General features: G+C 74.0%; 15 protein-coding genes. 6 read left to right on the top strand and 9 right to left on the bottom strand.

Going from position 1 to position 14,712, the window contains the following annotated elements; genetic code table 11:
- Nucleotides 1–35: 35 nt before the first annotated feature.
- Complete coding sequence (locus ACFY2K_RS16985) at nucleotides 36–1,310, bottom strand: sensor histidine kinase (RefSeq protein WP_387712090.1); 1,275 nt, start codon at nucleotides 1,308–1,310, stop codon at nucleotides 36–38.
- Entirely contained in the window at nucleotides 1,307–1,957 is a 651-nt protein-coding gene (locus ACFY2K_RS16980) for a response regulator transcription factor (protein ID WP_387712087.1), read from the bottom strand. Before ACFY2K_RS16980 ends, ACFY2K_RS16985 begins: the two co-directional genes overlap by 4 nt.
- A 179-nt stretch (nucleotides 1,958–2,136) precedes the next feature.
- Here ACFY2K_RS16980 and ACFY2K_RS16975 point away from each other — a divergent pair, with 179 nt between their 5' ends.
- The 4 genes from ACFY2K_RS16975 to ACFY2K_RS16960 are packed head-to-tail and all read left to right on the top strand — an operon-like array spanning nucleotide 2,137 to nucleotide 5,829.
- A complete protein-coding gene (locus ACFY2K_RS16975; protein WP_380529708.1) occupies nucleotides 2,137–2,664 on the top strand; it encodes a hypothetical protein in 528 nt (175 codons plus the stop codon).
- Nucleotides 2,661–3,848, top strand: a complete 1,188-nt coding sequence (locus tag ACFY2K_RS16970) for a peptidoglycan-binding protein (RefSeq protein WP_380529709.1) — start codon at nucleotides 2,661–2,663, stop codon at nucleotides 3,846–3,848. The genes ACFY2K_RS16975 and ACFY2K_RS16970 overlap by 4 nt, the downstream gene beginning before the upstream one ends.
- Nucleotides 3,845–4,609, top strand: coding sequence for an ABC transporter ATP-binding protein (locus ACFY2K_RS16965; RefSeq protein WP_387712083.1), 765 nt, complete (start codon nucleotides 3,845–3,847; stop codon nucleotides 4,607–4,609). The genes ACFY2K_RS16970 and ACFY2K_RS16965 overlap by 4 nt, the downstream gene beginning before the upstream one ends.
- Nucleotides 4,606–5,829 (top strand): ABC transporter permease, encoded by a 1,224-nt coding sequence (locus ACFY2K_RS16960; RefSeq protein ID WP_380644295.1) that lies wholly within the window; start codon nucleotides 4,606–4,608, stop codon nucleotides 5,827–5,829. The genes ACFY2K_RS16965 and ACFY2K_RS16960 overlap by 4 nt, the downstream gene beginning before the upstream one ends.
- 453 nt (nucleotides 5,830–6,282) lie before the next feature.
- On the opposite strand, the gene ACFY2K_RS16955 is transcribed toward ACFY2K_RS16960, so the two are convergent.
- The 3 genes from ACFY2K_RS16955 to ACFY2K_RS16945 are packed head-to-tail and all read right to left on the bottom strand — an operon-like array spanning nucleotide 6,283 to nucleotide 10,074.
- Entirely contained in the window at nucleotides 6,283–7,953 is a 1,671-nt protein-coding gene (locus tag ACFY2K_RS16955; RefSeq protein ID WP_387712080.1) for an alpha/beta hydrolase, read from the bottom strand.
- Nucleotides 7,954–8,008: 55 nt separating this feature from the next.
- Nucleotides 8,009–9,403, bottom strand: a complete 1,395-nt coding sequence (locus tag ACFY2K_RS16950; protein ID WP_387712076.1) for a sensor histidine kinase — start codon at nucleotides 9,401–9,403, stop codon at nucleotides 8,009–8,011.
- A complete protein-coding gene (locus ACFY2K_RS16945) occupies nucleotides 9,397–10,074 on the bottom strand; it encodes a response regulator transcription factor (RefSeq protein WP_380529735.1) in 678 nt (225 codons plus the stop codon). Before ACFY2K_RS16945 ends, ACFY2K_RS16950 begins: the two co-directional genes overlap by 7 nt.
- Before the next feature lie 272 nt (nucleotides 10,075–10,346).
- Here ACFY2K_RS16945 and ACFY2K_RS16940 point away from each other — a divergent pair, with 272 nt between their 5' ends.
- Nucleotides 10,347–10,856: a hypothetical protein gene (locus tag ACFY2K_RS16940; RefSeq protein WP_380593618.1), complete on the top strand. Its 510-nt coding sequence runs from the start codon at nucleotides 10,347–10,349 to the stop codon at nucleotides 10,854–10,856.
- Nucleotides 10,857–11,008: 152 nt separating this feature from the next.
- Here the strand turns inward: ACFY2K_RS16940 and ACFY2K_RS16935 are convergent, their stop codons facing one another.
- The 4 genes from ACFY2K_RS16935 to ACFY2K_RS16920 form a co-directional block, all read right to left on the bottom strand.
- The gene (locus ACFY2K_RS16935; protein ID WP_387712072.1) at nucleotides 11,009–11,689 is read right to left on the bottom strand and encodes a hypothetical protein; all 681 of its coding nucleotides are present in this window, start codon (nucleotides 11,687–11,689) and stop codon (nucleotides 11,009–11,011) included.
- Between the two features lie 78 nt (nucleotides 11,690–11,767).
- Nucleotides 11,768–12,112 carry a hypothetical protein gene (locus ACFY2K_RS16930; RefSeq protein WP_387712069.1) on the bottom strand — a complete coding sequence of 115 codons (345 nt, stop codon included), beginning with the start codon at nucleotides 12,110–12,112 and terminating at the stop codon, nucleotides 11,768–11,770.
- Nucleotides 12,113–12,171: 59 nt separating this feature from the next.
- Nucleotides 12,172–12,768 (bottom strand): NADPH-dependent F420 reductase, encoded by a 597-nt coding sequence (locus tag ACFY2K_RS16925; protein WP_380593620.1) that lies wholly within the window; start codon nucleotides 12,766–12,768, stop codon nucleotides 12,172–12,174.
- 39 nt (nucleotides 12,769–12,807) lie between these two features.
- A complete protein-coding gene (locus ACFY2K_RS16920) occupies nucleotides 12,808–13,626 on the bottom strand; it encodes an inositol monophosphatase family protein (protein ID WP_387712066.1) in 819 nt (272 codons plus the stop codon).
- A 172-nt stretch (nucleotides 13,627–13,798) separates the two neighbouring features.
- Between ACFY2K_RS16920 and ACFY2K_RS16915 the strand changes: the two genes are divergently transcribed.
- Nucleotides 13,799–14,707 carry a LysR family transcriptional regulator gene (locus ACFY2K_RS16915; protein WP_387712063.1) on the top strand — a complete coding sequence of 303 codons (909 nt, stop codon included), beginning with the start codon at nucleotides 13,799–13,801 and terminating at the stop codon, nucleotides 14,705–14,707.
- Nucleotides 14,708–14,712 lie beyond the last annotated feature (5 nt).

Raw genomic sequence — 14,712 nt, 5'->3', positions numbered from 1 at the left:
GATCGCCGTCAGCTCGTCGAGGCGGCGCCCCGTCCTCAGGCGGGGCCGCTCCCGGTCTCCGGGGCATCGCGGAGCGGGAGTTCGACCCGGACGGTGAGGCCGCCGTCGGGGCGCGGGACGGCGGTGACGGTGCCGTGGTGGGTGAGGGTGACGGCGTGGACCACGGCGAGTCCCAGCCCCGCGCCTTCGGTGCGGTGCTCCGGGCCGCGCTGGAAGGGTTCGAAGAGGGCGGGGATCTCGTCCGGATCCAGGGTCGGCCCGGTGTTGGAGACCTCGATGAAGGCCCGGGCGCCGCGAGTGCCGGTGGTCATGGTGACCGTTCCGTCGCGGTGGTTGTGCCGTACGGCGTTGGCCAGCAGGTTCAGCGCGACCTGGCGCAGCAGGGCGGGATCCCCGGTGACGGGTGCGGGGTCGAGGGCGGTGGTGACGGTGACCGCCGCGGCGGCCGTCTCGTCGGCCAGGTCGGTGAGGGCGTGCCCGGCGGTGTCGGCGAGGTCGACGGGGTGGGGGGTGAGGTGCTCGCTCTCGCCGCGGGCCAGGGTCAGCAGCGCGTCGATGAGGCGTTCGGTGCGGGCGTTGGCGTCGAGCGCGCGCCGGAGGGCGGGGAGCAGGTCGGCGGGGACGCGGCCCTGGGCGAGCGGGATCTCCAGCGCGGTGCGCTGGAGGGTGAGCGGGGTGCGCAGTTCGTGCGAGGCGTGGGCGGTGAAGCGGCGCTGGGCGGTGAAGCTGCGCTGGAGGCGGTCGAGCATGGCGTCGAAGGTGTCGCCGAGTTCGCGGACCTCGTCGTGCGGGCCGGTGAGGCCGAGCCGTTCGTCCAGGGCGCGGCCGGTGCCGATCCGCCGGGCCGCGGCGGTGACCTGGTGGAGGCGGCGCAGGGAGTGGCGTGCGGCCCACCAGGCGAGCAGCGCGGCGAGGACGGTGAACGCGGCGAGCAGCAGCAGGGAGCGGGTCAGCAGGTCGGCGAGGACGGTGTGCTGGAAATCGGCGAACCCCTGGGCGGGGGTGGTGGGTGCGGCGGGCACGGTGTCGGCGCCGGACGGGAAGCCGGTGGGGGCGCCGATGGCCGGGCCGGTGGGCTCGGGTTCGAGCGGCGCCGGGGTCGCCTGCGCGAGCGTGGGGACGACCAGACTGCGGTTGGCCTCCAGGAGTTGGCGGGCGCTCAACCAGTTCAGCAGGAGCAGGCCGCAGCCGAGGGTGGCGAAGAGCGCGGTCGTGGCCAGGGTCAGCCTGGTGCGCAGGGGCAGGGCGTACGGGGCGTGTCGGCGGCCGGTGCGGGGTCCGGTGCGGGGTTCGGTGCGGGGTCGCCTCACAGCCGGTACCCGTAGCCGGGGTCGTGGGTGATCAGCGGCGGTTCGCCGATCTTGCGGCGCAGGGAGTGCACGGTGACCCGGACGGCCGTGGTGGCGGGGTCCAGTGCTGGGTCCCAGAGTCTGTCGCGGAGCTGTTCGGTGGCGACCGGGGCGCCGTCCGCGGCCAGGAGCAGTTCGAGGACGCCGAGTTCCCTGGGCGTGAGCCGCAACGGCCGGCCGTCGCGTTCGGCGACCCTGCGCACGGTGTCGAGGCTGATGCCGTGCCGGCTGAGCACCGTGGTGCCGGTGGGGGTGCGGCGGGCCAACGCGCGCAGCCGGGCGACCAGTTCGAGGTAGGAGAACGGCTTGGCGAGGTAGTCGTCGGCGCCCTTGCCGAGGCCGTCGACGAGGTCGGACAGGGTGCCGGCGGCGGTGAGCATGAGGATCCGGGCCGGGTAGCCGGCGGTGTCCAGCGCCCGGCAGACGGCGTCCCCGCTCAGCCGCGGCAGGTTCCGGTCCAGGACCAGCACGTCGTAGTCGGCCGCGGCGGTCATTTCGAGCGCGCGGGCGCCGTCGTGGGCGATGTCGCAGACCATCCCCTCCGCGCGCAGGCCCTCGGCGAGCATCGCCGCCAGCTCCCGCTCGTCCTCGACGATCAGTACTCGCATCTGGTCCCACTCCGCTCGGATCCGCTGGGGGCCGCGGCTGCGGCACACGCGGCGGCCCGGCGGATCAAGGATGCCCCGGTGGGCGTTAGCCGACGGTTAGGCGCACGCTCACCGGTGGCTCACCGGCCGGTCCGTAGAACTGCTCGGGTCAGCACCGACTCCAGCAGGGAGAGCAGGACATGCGTACCGAGACGACCGTACGGGCCGTACTGGCGGCGACCGCCGTGGCGGTGGCACTCATGGTGAGCGGGTGCTCCTCGGCGGACCAGGCCCCCCGGGTGGCGGGTGACGGCAACGGGGGCAGGAGCGCGCCGCAGGACGACGCCGCGGTCCGCAAGGCGTGGGTGGACTGCATGCACCAGCAGGGTCAGACCGGTGTCCAGCAGGACAAGGACGGCAACATCGGGGTTCCGGCCGCCGGGACCGACTCCGGCTCGGCCGGCGACTACGAGCCGGCGGCCAAGATCTGCGACGCCAAGGTCCCCGGGATCCACCAGGTCACGTTGAAGAACCACGAGCGGTTCGTCGAGATGGCCCGCGCGTTCGTCGCGTGCGCGAGGAAGAACGGCTATCCGGACCTGCCCGACCCCGACCCGAAGAACGGCATCCTCGAGATCCCCCGGGCCTCGTTCGACATGGCCAAGTGGGATGCCGTCCAACCGGCCTGCGGCAAGCTCCCGATGCCCGGCTACCACATCGGCGAGTGACCGTGAACCACACCACCGAAACCCCCGGTCCCGCTCCGGCCCCCGCCGACGCCCCCGCCGACGCACCGCCCGCCCGCACCCGCGGCCCACGCCGCAGGGCCGTCGTCTCGCTCGCCCTGGTCGCCGCGATCGGCGGCGCCGGCGCGCTGGCCGTCACCCGCCCCTGGGAGCACCGCACGTCGGCCGCCGGTCAGGCGTCCCCGGGCCACGACACCGTCGTGGTGCAGAAGGGATCGCTGTCCAGCGGCATCCAGGTCGGCGGCGCCCTCGCCTACGACGCGCCCACCCCCGTCGTGGCCGCCGGCCACGGAACGCTCACGGCCCTCCCGGCCGTGGGCTCCGTGGTCAAGGCGGGCGGCAAGCTCTACGAGGTCGACGGTCAGGCCGTCGTACTGCTGCGAGGCGAACGGCCGTTGTGGCGCGACCTCGGCCCCGGTGTCGGCGACGGCCCCGACGTCGGACAGCTCAAGCGCAACCTGATCGACCTCGGCTACGCCGACGGACTCGGCCTGGCCGCCGACCGGAAGTTCACCGAGGGCACCGCCACCGCCGTCAAACGCTGGCAGAAGGCCCTCGGCGCGCAGCAGACCGGGACCGTCACCCTCGGCAGCGTCGTCATGCTGCCGCAGCAGGCCGTCCGGGTGCAGCAGGTCGGCGCCCAACTCGGCTCGGCCGTCGGCACCACCGCGATCATCACCGTGAGCAGCACCGACCTCGTCGCCACCGTGAAGCCCGCCGACAACCAGCTCTCCCGGTTCAAGCCCAACGGCCCGACCGTGGTGAAGCTCGCCGACGGCACCACCATCAGCGGGCGCATCCGCTCCCTGCTGCGGGAGAGCGCGGGGGGCGGTGGCGACGCCGGCCCGGGAGGCTCCGGCGGCGGCGCGGGCCCGGAGAAGACCACCGTCACCATCACGCTCGACGACCAGGCGAAGGCCCAGCAGGCCGGACCCTCCTCGGTGACCGTCAACGTGGTCGGCGACACCGCCGAGGACGCGCTCATCGTCCCCGTCACCGCGCTGGTCGCCCTGGACGGCGGAGGCTACGGCGTCAGGGTCGTCGACGGTGCCGGCGCCGACGCCACCACCCGGCTCGTGAAGGTCCAGCTCGGCCTGGTCGCCGACGCCAAGGCGCAGATCACCGGCGACGTCCGCGGCGGCGACCAGGTGGTGATCCCGAAGTGACGCCCCACCACCCGCACACCGAGCCCGCGGCGCAGTCCCCGGCGCAGACCGGCACGGCGCCCCCCGTCCTGGAACTCACTGGCGTCACCAAGGAGTACCCCGGGTCACCGCCGCTGCGCATCCTGCACGGCATCGACCTCACCGTCACCCCCGGAGAACTCCTCGCCGTCGTCGGCCCCTCCGGCTCCGGCAAGTCCACCCTGCTCGCCCTGCTCGGCTCGCTGGACCGCCCCACCACCGGACGACTGCGCTTCGAGGGCCGCGACCTGTCCGACCTCTCCGACCCCGAACTGGCCGCCCTGCGCGCCCACCGGATCGGCTTCGTCTTCCAGCAGTTCTTCCTGCTGCCCGGACTCAGCACGGTCGAGAACGTCGCCACCGGCCTCCTCTACAGCGGCGCCCCCGCGTCACTGCGGCGCGCCGACGCCGCCCGGGCGCTGCGCGACGTCGGGCTCGGCCACCGGCTCGACCACCGCCCCGACCAGCTCTCCGGCGGCGAGAAGCAACGCGTCGCCATCGCCCGCGCACTCGTCGGCCGCCCCGCGCTCCTGCTCGCCGACGAGCCCACCGGCGCCCTGGACAGCGTCTCCGGCGCGGCCGTCGTCGACCTGCTGCGCACCCTGAACGCCGACGGCACCACGGTCGTCGTCATCACCCACGACCGCGAACTGGCCGCCTCCTTCCCCCGGCGCATCGGCATCCACGACGGCCGGATCGACTTCGACGAGCGCCACCCCGACCCCGCGGGAGCCGGCCTGTGACCCCCCACCACGAACACCGCCCCCAGCACGAACACCGCCCGCGCCGCAGCCGGCTGCGCCCGACCGATCTGCTGCGCCTGGGCATGATCGGGCCGCGCACCCGCAAGCTGCGCTCCGCGCTGTCCGCGTTCGGCATCTGCCTGGGCATCGCCGCCGTCATCGCCGTCACCGGGATCTCCTTCTCCAACCAGGCCCACCTGCTGGCCCGCCTGGACCAGCTCGGCTCCAACCTGCTCACCGTCGCCCCCGGCAAGGGCGCCGACCAGCAACCGGTCCCACTGCCGCCCACGGCCGAGAAGATGCTCGCCGACATCGCCCCCGTCCAGCAGGTGACCGCGACCGGGGCCACCAAGGCCCAGGTCTACCGCAACGACCTCGTCCCGCCGCAGCAGACCGGCAGCCTCACCGTGCTCGCCGCCCGGCTCAACCTGCTCGACGTCCTGTACACCACCGTGCGCAGCGGACGCTGGCTCGACGCGGCGAGCGAGAACCTGCCCGTGACCGTCCTCGGCGACCGGGCCGCCCAGCGGCTCGGCGTCACCGCTCCCGGTGAGCGGGTCTGGCTGGGCGGACAGTCGTTCCTCGTCACCGGGATCCTGGCCCCGAACGAACTCGCGCCCGAGATCGGCACCGCCGCCCTGGTCGGCTGGCCCCAGGCCACGGCCCACCTGGGCGCGGACGGCACCGCCGCCACCGTCTACCTGCGCTCCTATCCCGAACGCGTCCCCGACGTCCAGGCCGTCGCCGCGGCCACCGCCAACCCCGCCGGACCGAACACCGTGGCCGTCAGCCGCCCCTCCGACCTGCTCACGGCCCGGTCCGAGGCGAAGAACGCCCTCACCGGGCTGGTCCTCGCCCTCGCCGCGGTCGCCCTGCTCGTCGGCGGCGTCGGCATCGCCAACACCATGGTGGTCAGTGTGATGGAGCGCCGCGGCGAGGTCGGACTGCGCCGCGCACTGGGCGCCCGGGGCGGACAGATCGCCGTCCAGTTCCTGCTCGAAGCCGTCCTGATGGGCCTGCTCGGCGGCCTCGCCGGCCTGCTGCTGGGCGGCCTCACCGTCTACGGCTACGCCCTCGCCCAGGGCTGGCCCGCCACGATCCCCCTGCCCGTCCTGGTCGCCGGACCACTGGTGTCGGTCCTGGTGGCCGCCGTCGCCGGGATCTACCCGGCCCTGCGCGCGGCCAAGGCCTCACCGACGGACGCGTTGCGTTCGACCTAGCGAGCCGCGGATCAGCAGGGGTGCCCGCACTCCTCATCGAATCCTCATGCCGCCTCACCGAGACTCGCATCCCGCACCAGGCGGCCCGAACGGACGGAGCAGGGAATTGCGGCAGACCCTCCGGAGCACCCCCGACCCGCTGGTGACGGGCGGTCACAGCCCCGGCACCCCGGACGCCCGGCCACGCCGTCGAGCGCCTCACCGGCGCCGTGCCCTCGCCCTGGTCCTGACCGCGCTGGGCCTGGTCCCGCTGGTCGGCTGCTCCTCGGCGGTGCTGCAGGTCCTCCCGCCGACGTGCCGGCCGACCACGACCGCCACCGCTGATCCACCGGTCCGTTCGAGTCGCATCACCGGGTGCGTGCCGGTGGCCTGCCTGCGCTCCGCGCGGTCGGCGCTGCCGGTGGCGCGGCGGTGCCTGCCGGCCGTTCGGGAGTCCGGCCGCGGGGACGTCGGTCAGCAGGTCGTGCCGGTGGGTATCGGGCGCAGCTCGGTGAGGTAGGCGTCCACGGCGTCGCCGACGCAGGCGTTGCTGCGGCCGTAGGCGGTGTGGCCGAAGCCGCGGTAGGTCAGGAGCATGCCGGCCGGGAACTGGCGGGCCAGGCCCTGGGCGTCGGCGTACGGGGTGGCGGGGTCACCGGTGGTGCCGACGACGAGGACGGGCGGCGCGTCCTTGGCGTCGACGCTGTGGGGTTCGCGGGGGGCGGCGGGCCAGTCGTGGCACACCAGTTCGTCGACCACGCCGGAGGGACCGTAGACCCCGGCGTCCCGGTAGGACCGGTCGACGGCCTCCCAGTAGGCCTGGGGGTCGCGCGGGTGGGAGACCTCCAGGCAGTTGACGGCGGTGAAGGCGTCGTCGGAGTTGTCGCGCTCCGCGTCGGCGGGCCGTGGGCCGCGGGTCGAGGCCTTCCGGCCGTGGGTGCCGGCGGTCCGGCTGCCCTGGCCGCTCTGGTCGTCCGGGCCGGCCTGGTCGCCGCCGGCGAGCTCCGCGAGCTTGGTGCCGTCGCCGCCCTGGGCGGCCTTCAACGCCTCGGAGAGGTCCGCCCATTGGTCCTCGGGCGTGTACATCGACATGGTGATCACGGTGTGCAGGGTGCGGAGGTCGACGTGGTCGGCCGTGCCGGGGACGGGCAGCGGCTGCTTGGCGGCCTTCTCGTACAGGTCGTCGACGAGTCGGCGGATCCCGTCGGGGGTGGCCGCGGGGCAGGCCTCCTTGGCCACTTCGGCGCAGTGCTGGGCGTAGTCGTCCACGGCACTGCGGAAGGCCGCCGACTGTTCCACCGAGCGCTGGTACCAGTCCTTGGCCGGGTCGATGGCACCGTCGAGGACGAGGGCGCGCACGCGGCGGGGGAAGAGTTCGGCGTAGGAGGTGCCCAGGCTGGTCCCGTAGGAGAAGCCGAGGAACGAGAGCTTCTCGTCGCCGAGTACGGCCCGCAGGACGTCCATGTCGCGGGCGGCGTCCGGGGTTCCGACGTGCGGCAGGATGGCACCGCTGCGCGCCTTGCAGGCCTGGGCGGTGCGGTCGGCGTCGGCGAGTGCGGCCTTGCGCTCCTCGTCGGTGCGGGGGTAGAGCCCGCCGGTGGCCTCCCCGCCGGCGCCGTCGGGACGGCCGGCGCCGTCGGTACCGTCGGGCTTGTCCCCGGTGCCGGGGGCGGCGTCGTCACCGGTGCAGTCGACGGCCGGGGTGCTGCCGCCGACCCCGCGCGGGTCGAAGCCCACGATGTCGAACCGGGCGCGGACGCGGGCGCCGAACGAGTCCACGGCGCCGCCCTCCAGCATGGCCACCCCGGATCCGCCCGGACCGCCCGGGTTGACGAGGAGGGAGCCGATCCGCGCGCCGGGGTCCTTGGCGCGGGCCCGGGCCAGCGGGAGGACGAAGGTCCTGCCGTCCTCGGGGTGGGCGTAGTCCATCGGCACGGTCAGGGTGGCGCATTCCAGGTCGCCGCAGGCGTTCCAGGTCGGCTTCTGCCCGTAGAAGGTGCCGAGCGCGCGGGGCACGGGACCCTGGCTCCCGCTCAGAGCGGCTCCGTCCGGCCCGTCGGGGCCGCACCCGGTGAGGGCGGCACCGCCGAGGACGGCGAGGGCGAGGACGAGCACGGCGTGCCTGCGGGGGGTGGTGAACGTCATGGGGTGGCTCCCGGGGTCGGCGTTGCCGCCACCCTGCCCCGGGCTGCCTGAAGTTTTAGTGAGGATCCCGCCGACCCAGCGGCCCCGGGGGCCGGGAGCCGGCGCCCAGGCGGAGGGTGAAGCGGGCGCCCCCGGTGGGGCTGGTCCCGACGGTGAGGCTCCCGTCGTGGGCGTGGGCGACCCAGGAGGTGATGGACAGGCCGAGCCCCGAGGATCCGGAGCCGCTGCGGAAGCGCTCGAAGAGCGAGCCGGCCAGCTCCGGCGGCACGCCCGGACCGCTGTCGTCCACCGTGACCACGCCGTCGCCGGTCACGCGGAGGTGGATGTCGGCGGGCGCGCCCGGGGCGTGGCCGTAGGCGAGGGCGTTGCCGAGCAGGTTGGCGACGGCCCGGCGCAGCAGGTCCGGGTCGGCGGTGACGACGGCCGGTTCGGTGCGGACGGTGACGCGGTGCCCGCCGGTGTCGGTGTCGTCGACGACCGCCTCGACGAGCTGGTCGAGCCGCAGGGGCTCGCGCACGGGCGCGCTGATGCCCGCCACGAGCCTGGCCCGGGTGAGCAGCCCGTCGACGAGGTCGCCCATCCGGGCCGCCAGGCGTTCCGTGCGCTGCAGCGCACTGGTGCGGACGGTGTCCTGCGGCTGGGCGTCGCCGGGCCGGGTGGGCTCCCGCAGGCCGGGCTCCCGCAGGGCGGTTTCCCGCAGGCCGGGCTCCCGCAGGGCGGTTTCCCGCAGGCCGGTTTCCCGCAGGGCGGTGGCGGCGAGGGCGCGCAGCGTGGCGGCCGGGGTGCGCAGGTCGTGGGCGGCGTCGGCGAGGAACTGCTCCTGGAGCCGGAGCGTGGCGAGCGCGGGGCGGATGGCGCGGCCGGCCAGCAGGTGCCCGGCCACCGCTGACAGGGACACCAGCACCAGGCTGCCGGTGATCAGCAGGACGCGCAGCTGGTGCTGCGCCGGGTCGGTGGCGGTGCTGGCGGCCACCACCACGGCGCCGCCGGGGGTTTCACCGTCCGGCCCGGGGAAGGGCCGGACGAGCAGCCGGACCGGTCGGCCGTCCTGGGCCCGGCGCTCCTCCTCGACCGTGGCGTTCGTCGTGGCCGCGCGGACGGCGAGGTCGTGGATGTCGGCGTCGGTGGCGCGTATGCAGGGGGTCCGCGGGGCGTGCGCCACCGTGTAGCGGCCCGAGGTCCGTTCCAGGACCGTCAGTTGGGGGCAGTTGGTGTCCGTGGTGTCCAGCAGGTCGTGGACGAAGAGCTGGTCCTGTTCGTCGTAGCCGAGCTGGGTGACGGCCGTGCTGCCGAGCATCCGCAGTTCGGTGTCGAGCTGGCGGCTGCGCGCGGTGGTGTCGCTGTGGACGGCGAAGGCGGTCAGTCCGACCAGGCCGACGGCGCTGGTCAGGGTGAACAGGGCGGTCAACCGGAGCCGGAGGCGGCGGATCCGGGCCTCGGCGGTCAGCACCCGGTGCCGCCGCCGGTGGCCAGGCGGTACCCGAGGCCGCGGACGGTGACGATCGGGCAGGGGTCCCCCAGTTTGCGGCGCAGCTGGGAGACCAGGACCTCGACGACGTTGGAGTTCGGCTCGGCCATCTCGTCCCAGCACTTCTCGATGAGTTCGGCGCGGGAGACGGCCTGGTCCGCGCGGGCGGCCAGCACTTCCAGGACGGCGAACTCCTTGCCGGTCAGGACCAGCAGGACACCGGCGCGGCGGACCTGGCGGCGGGCCATGTCGATCTCCAGGTCGCCGGCGTGCTGGACGGGCGGGCGGACCGTCCCGCTGCGGCGGCAGAGACTGTGCACCCGGGCCACCAGCTCGGCGATGGCGAAAGGTTTCACCAGATAGTCGTCGCCGCCCCCGGCGAAGCCGTCCACCCGGTCGGCGACGGTGTCGCGGGCGGTCAGGAAGAGCACGGGGACGGTGCGCCCGTCGCGCCGCAGCCGCCGGACGTAGTCGACGGCGTCCCCGGCGGGCAGCATCCGGTCGAACACCGCGCAGTCGTAGTCCGTGACGAACAGGGCCTCGTCCGCGGCCGGCAGGTCCGCCGCCTCGTCGACGGCCAGCCCGCCGCCGCGCAGCGCCGCGGCCACGGCGAAGCGCAGGTCCTCGTCGTCCTCGACCACCAGTACTCGCACCGGCGCACTATAGCCCGAGGCCGGAGGGCGTCTGCCCCCGGTGGACGGCGGCGAGGCCCCTGCCCCCGCCCCGCCCCCGCCACAGATCAGCGCCGACGATGCGACGACCCACCGGTCGGGTGCGGGCGCAGAGTCCGCAACCGCCGACCGCCGCCGGTGCGCCACTGCGCCCCCGGCAAAGCGCCGGACGGCGTTGACGCCCGGTGCCGGCGGGGCGGAGCGTGAAGCCTGGCACGTGCCACCCCGTCCGTCCTCACGGAAGAGGAACCGCCATGCGTCGAAGAACCTCCGCCCTGGCCGTCTGCGCCACCGTCCTCGCCCTGCTCCTCGGGTGCGCCGGTACCGCCGGCGCCGCCCCGCTCGCGCACCCCGCCCCGGCCGCCGCGCACCCCGCCCCCGCCGCCACCCCGGCCTTCGGGACCCAGACGCGGATCCCGCTGTACAACCCCGTCCCGGCCGGCTGGGCAGTGATCAGCCAGAACGCCGCGAACCACGACAAGCTCATCGAGTACCTCGGCGGGGCCCCCTTCGGAGCCAGGGTCGCCCTGCTCGCCAACCAGGGCCTGCCGGCCGGCTGGGTGCTCGTCGGCGGCCTGCTCGACGGACAGACCGCGGTGGTGAGCTACCTCGGCGGCGCCCCGCACGGCACGACGGCCATGGCCTACGTGGTGATCCTGGAGCCGGGCGGCCGGATCATCGGCTACTCCGTCCCGGCCGGCTGGCGGGTCACGTCCACCGTCACCCGCAGCGACGGCACGTACCAGGTCCTCCTCTTCCCCTGAGCCGGGCCCGCACGGCCGACCCCTCGCCAACTCCCGCCGTGCCACCACCCGGTCGCCCGCCCCGCGGGCGACCGGGCCCCTCCGTCAGGGCCTCGGGCGGAGGGCGCTCCCGCTGGCGCGGCCGACGGTGACGCGTCTCCGACGATGGAAACTCAGATCCCGTCCCGGCCCGGCCGCGGGTAGCCGATCTCGGCGATGTCCTCGGCCAGGTCCGCGAGGGTGACCTCCCCGTTCAGCGATGACACGAGCTTCTGGCTCAGCGGTCGCAGGGCATACACGTCGCGCACCGCGTCCAGGTCCACGGGAACCTCGTAGTAGTCCTCGGCGAAGCGTTGGAACGCCTCCGGCGAACGGTCGACCAGGAGCTCGAACAGACCCGCTGCCCCGTCGGGGTCGGAACACCCGGAGGGAAAGTCGATCACGCCGTGCCGCCACCGGTCATCCGTTGCCTCCCGCCACAGGCAGGCCGTCACGACGGGGACGTCGTCCTCGTCGGTGAACGCCGGCTCCTCGACGAACGGCTTGAAGACCTCCGGGACCTCGTCGACCACTCCCGGCCAGGGCTCACCATCGTTGCGGTAGGGGCTCATCGGCGCTTCGTGGTCGAAACCGCGGATATAGGCCCCGGCCGCCGAGAACACGATGGAGTACTCGTCGCCCGACCCGTTGCGCATCGACGACATCTCCTCGCCGTCGGCCCAGCCGGCGTTGAAGGAGTGGTACCGGCCCTCCCAGTCCGGGCTCAAGATCGCGTCGAGCATCGCCAGTGAGCGGCACAGGTTCCGCAGGTCAGCGATGGAGGGGAGTTGGCGAGCTACGTCATGGACAGCCACGTGCTCATCCAACCGGATGCCCCTGACATCCAGAACCTCTGCGGTTCCACGGCTGAGTTCCAGCTGTGAGCCCGACGTTCAGCCTTCGCCGTCCCCGTAGCGGAACGGTTCGATCGTCCAGGGCAGGCCGGGCCCGTTCCGGTAGGCCGCGAAGCCGGGCGGCAGGGTCGCGGTCTCGGAGATGGAGGCATCCCCCTCCACCAGGCAGGCGAGGCAGTACAGCCCGCTGGCGTCCGGGAGGTTCGGATCGTTGACACTGTCCCCGATCAGCCAGTCGCCGTCGCTGTCGTGGACGACCACGAGCGCCGGCAGGCGTCCTTCCCCGACGGTCCGTTGGACCACGGCGCCGAGATCGGGCGGAAACCGCCCGTCGGGGAACGGAAACGGCGCCTGTCGGACCACTGGGTGGGAGGTGTTGTGCATGGCGTCAGTATGGCGATACTTCGAAACGGGATATCGCGCGGGTGACCGGAGAAGCGACGTCAGCGGGCGATCGAGATCGCGAAGGGTGTGAATCCGCTGGAGCGGATGACGTGCGGGACGAAGAGGATCGCGGCCTCGGTGGCGCGGGCGGTCCGGATTCCGCCGAGGTCGGTGATCCATTCCTTCCGCCAGCCGAGGTCGGTGAGCAGGTCGCCGACGGTCTGCTTGGCCTGCGGGTCCTCGCCGGAGAGGAACGCGGTCGGGGGCCGGGTGAGTGTGGCCGGCGCGGTCATCACCGGGAAGAGCATGGTGTTGAGGGTCTTGACGACGCGCGTTTCGGGGAGTGCTTCCTGGAGTTGCTCGGCGAGGCTCGATCCGGGGTAGAGCAGGTCGGCGGGCAGTCCGTCCGGCCCGTCGGTGGTGGCGTTGGAGACGTCGACGAGGATCGTGCCGCGCAGTTCCTCGCGCAGGGCGATGAGCCGGTCCAGCGAGCCGGCGCCCGGGGTGGCGTTGATGACGATCCCGGCTGTCCGGGCGGCTTCGGCGGCGGCGCCCGGCGTGCGGTCTGCTACGGCCACCTGGTGCCCGGCCCGGGTGAGGGCGGCGGCGAGGTTGCCGCCGACGCGGCCGGTTCCGAGAACGGCGATCGTGGTCATGATGATGTGGTCCTTCCGTGTGTGCGGTAGTGGTGCGGGTCAGCGGGAGAGCGTGGCGACGGCCTCGGCGTGGATGCCGGGCGCGGCGGCCAGGAAGCTCCCGCTCTGCGGGGTCCAGGGGCGGCCCTCGGCGTCGGAGATCCGTCCACCGGCCTCGGTGACGAGCAGTGCCCCGGGCAGCAGGTCTGCGCGGGCGCCGGCGAACTGCCAGAAGGCGTCGATGCGGCCGGCGGCCACGTTCGCCAGGTGCAGGGTCGCGGGCACGGCGGTGCGGACGACGAGCGCGTCGAAGAGCATCGCGGTGATCGAGGAGCCGACGCGCCGTACGACCGTCTCGTCCTCGTCCGGCCGGGCCTGGCTGGTGGCCACGATGCCCAGGCCGAGGTCCGCGGTGGGGGAGACGTGGAGCGGCCGTCCGTCGAGGTGGGCTCCCGCGCCGGTGAGCGCGGTGTAGGTCTCGCCGGTCAACGGCAGGTGGACCACGGTGAGCACCGGCCGGTTGTCGCGGACGAGGGTGGCGGTCACCGCCCACTCCGGCAGGGCGTGCAGGTGGTTGACGTTGCCTTCGGCCGGATCCACGACCCACCACTCGCCGGGCGGCAGCGCCCCGCCGTCCAGCTCGTCCTCCACCCAGCGGGCGTCCGGGCGCAGGTGGGTGAGCCGGGGGCGCAGGATGGCGAGGGCCGTGTCGTCGTTGGCGGCGAGCGCGTGCATCAGCTCTTCGCGGGTCCGGTGGTGGACCACCTCGCCGAAGCGCTCGCGCAGCGCCGAACCCGCCTCGCGGACGGCGTTCGCGGTGCGGGTGAGCAGGTCGGCGTCCGAGGAGGCGACGTCGGTGGTCCGAGGCGTTTCGGACATGGTGGTACTCCTGTCTGAGGAGGGGTGTCGAGGCCGGTCGAGAGCCGCGCGACAGCCGGTCGAGGGCCGGTCGAGGGCCGAACTGCGCTTTGCTTCCTGCGCTTTCGCCTCAACGGTAGACAGCCCGGTGATTGACTTCAAATGCATGTCAAGCACGTCTAGAGTGACTCGCATGCAATTGGATCTGAACCTGCTCGCCGCGCTCGACGCGCTGCTGGAGGAGGGCAGTGTGGCCGGGGCGGCGGCGCGCCTGCATGTCACCGCCCCCGCGATGAGCCGGAGTCTGGGCCGGATCCGGCGCACGACCGGGGACCAGATCCTGGTGCGCACCGGCCGCACGATGACCCCGACGCCGTACGCGATCGCGGTGCGGGCTCAGGTGCACGAGCTGTTGCACCAGGTTCAGGGCGTGCTGGCACCGAGCCGTGAACTCGATCTGGCAACGCTGGAGCGCACCTTCACGCTCCGCTGGCACGACTCCCTGGTCGCCCTGAGCGGCCCCGCACTGCTCGCGGCCGTGCGCGAAGAGGCGCCGGGCGTGCGCTTGCGCTTCGTCGCGGAATCGAGCGTCGACACCCCGGAGTTGCGGCGCGGCGAGGTCGACCTGGAGGCGAACGCCAACCGGCCGAGCGCACCGGACGTCCGCGCCGAGAACGTGGGCGAGTCCCGTCTCGTCGTCGTGGTGAGGCGGGGGCACCCCCTCACCCGTGGCGGGACCGTCACCGCGGAGCGGTACGCCGCCGCCGAGCACGTCACCGTCTCGCGACGCGGAAACCTCGGCAACGCCCTCGACGACGCCCTCGCCGGGCTCGGCCTCACCCGCCGCGTGGTGGCGACCGCGCCCACGGAGGCGGCCGCGGTGGGGTTCGCGCGCGGCTCCGATCTCGTGATCACCGTTCCCGAGGCCACCACCCGGTCCGCGGTCGCCGACCTCGGCCTGGTCGTGCTCCCCCTCCCGCTCGAACTACCCTCGGCGAAGGTGTACTTGTCGTGGCATCAGCGCTACGACACCGACCAGGCCCACGCCTGGCTGCGCGGTCTGGCGCGAACCGCGCTGGCCACGGGCGGAGCGTCGTCGTAGTCGGC

Source organism: Kitasatospora sp. NPDC001309 (genome assembly GCF_042896295.1).
GTDB lineage: Bacteria > Actinomycetota > Actinomycetes > Streptomycetales > Streptomycetaceae > Kitasatospora.
This window is presented reverse-complemented; position numbering and strand designations above follow the sequence as displayed.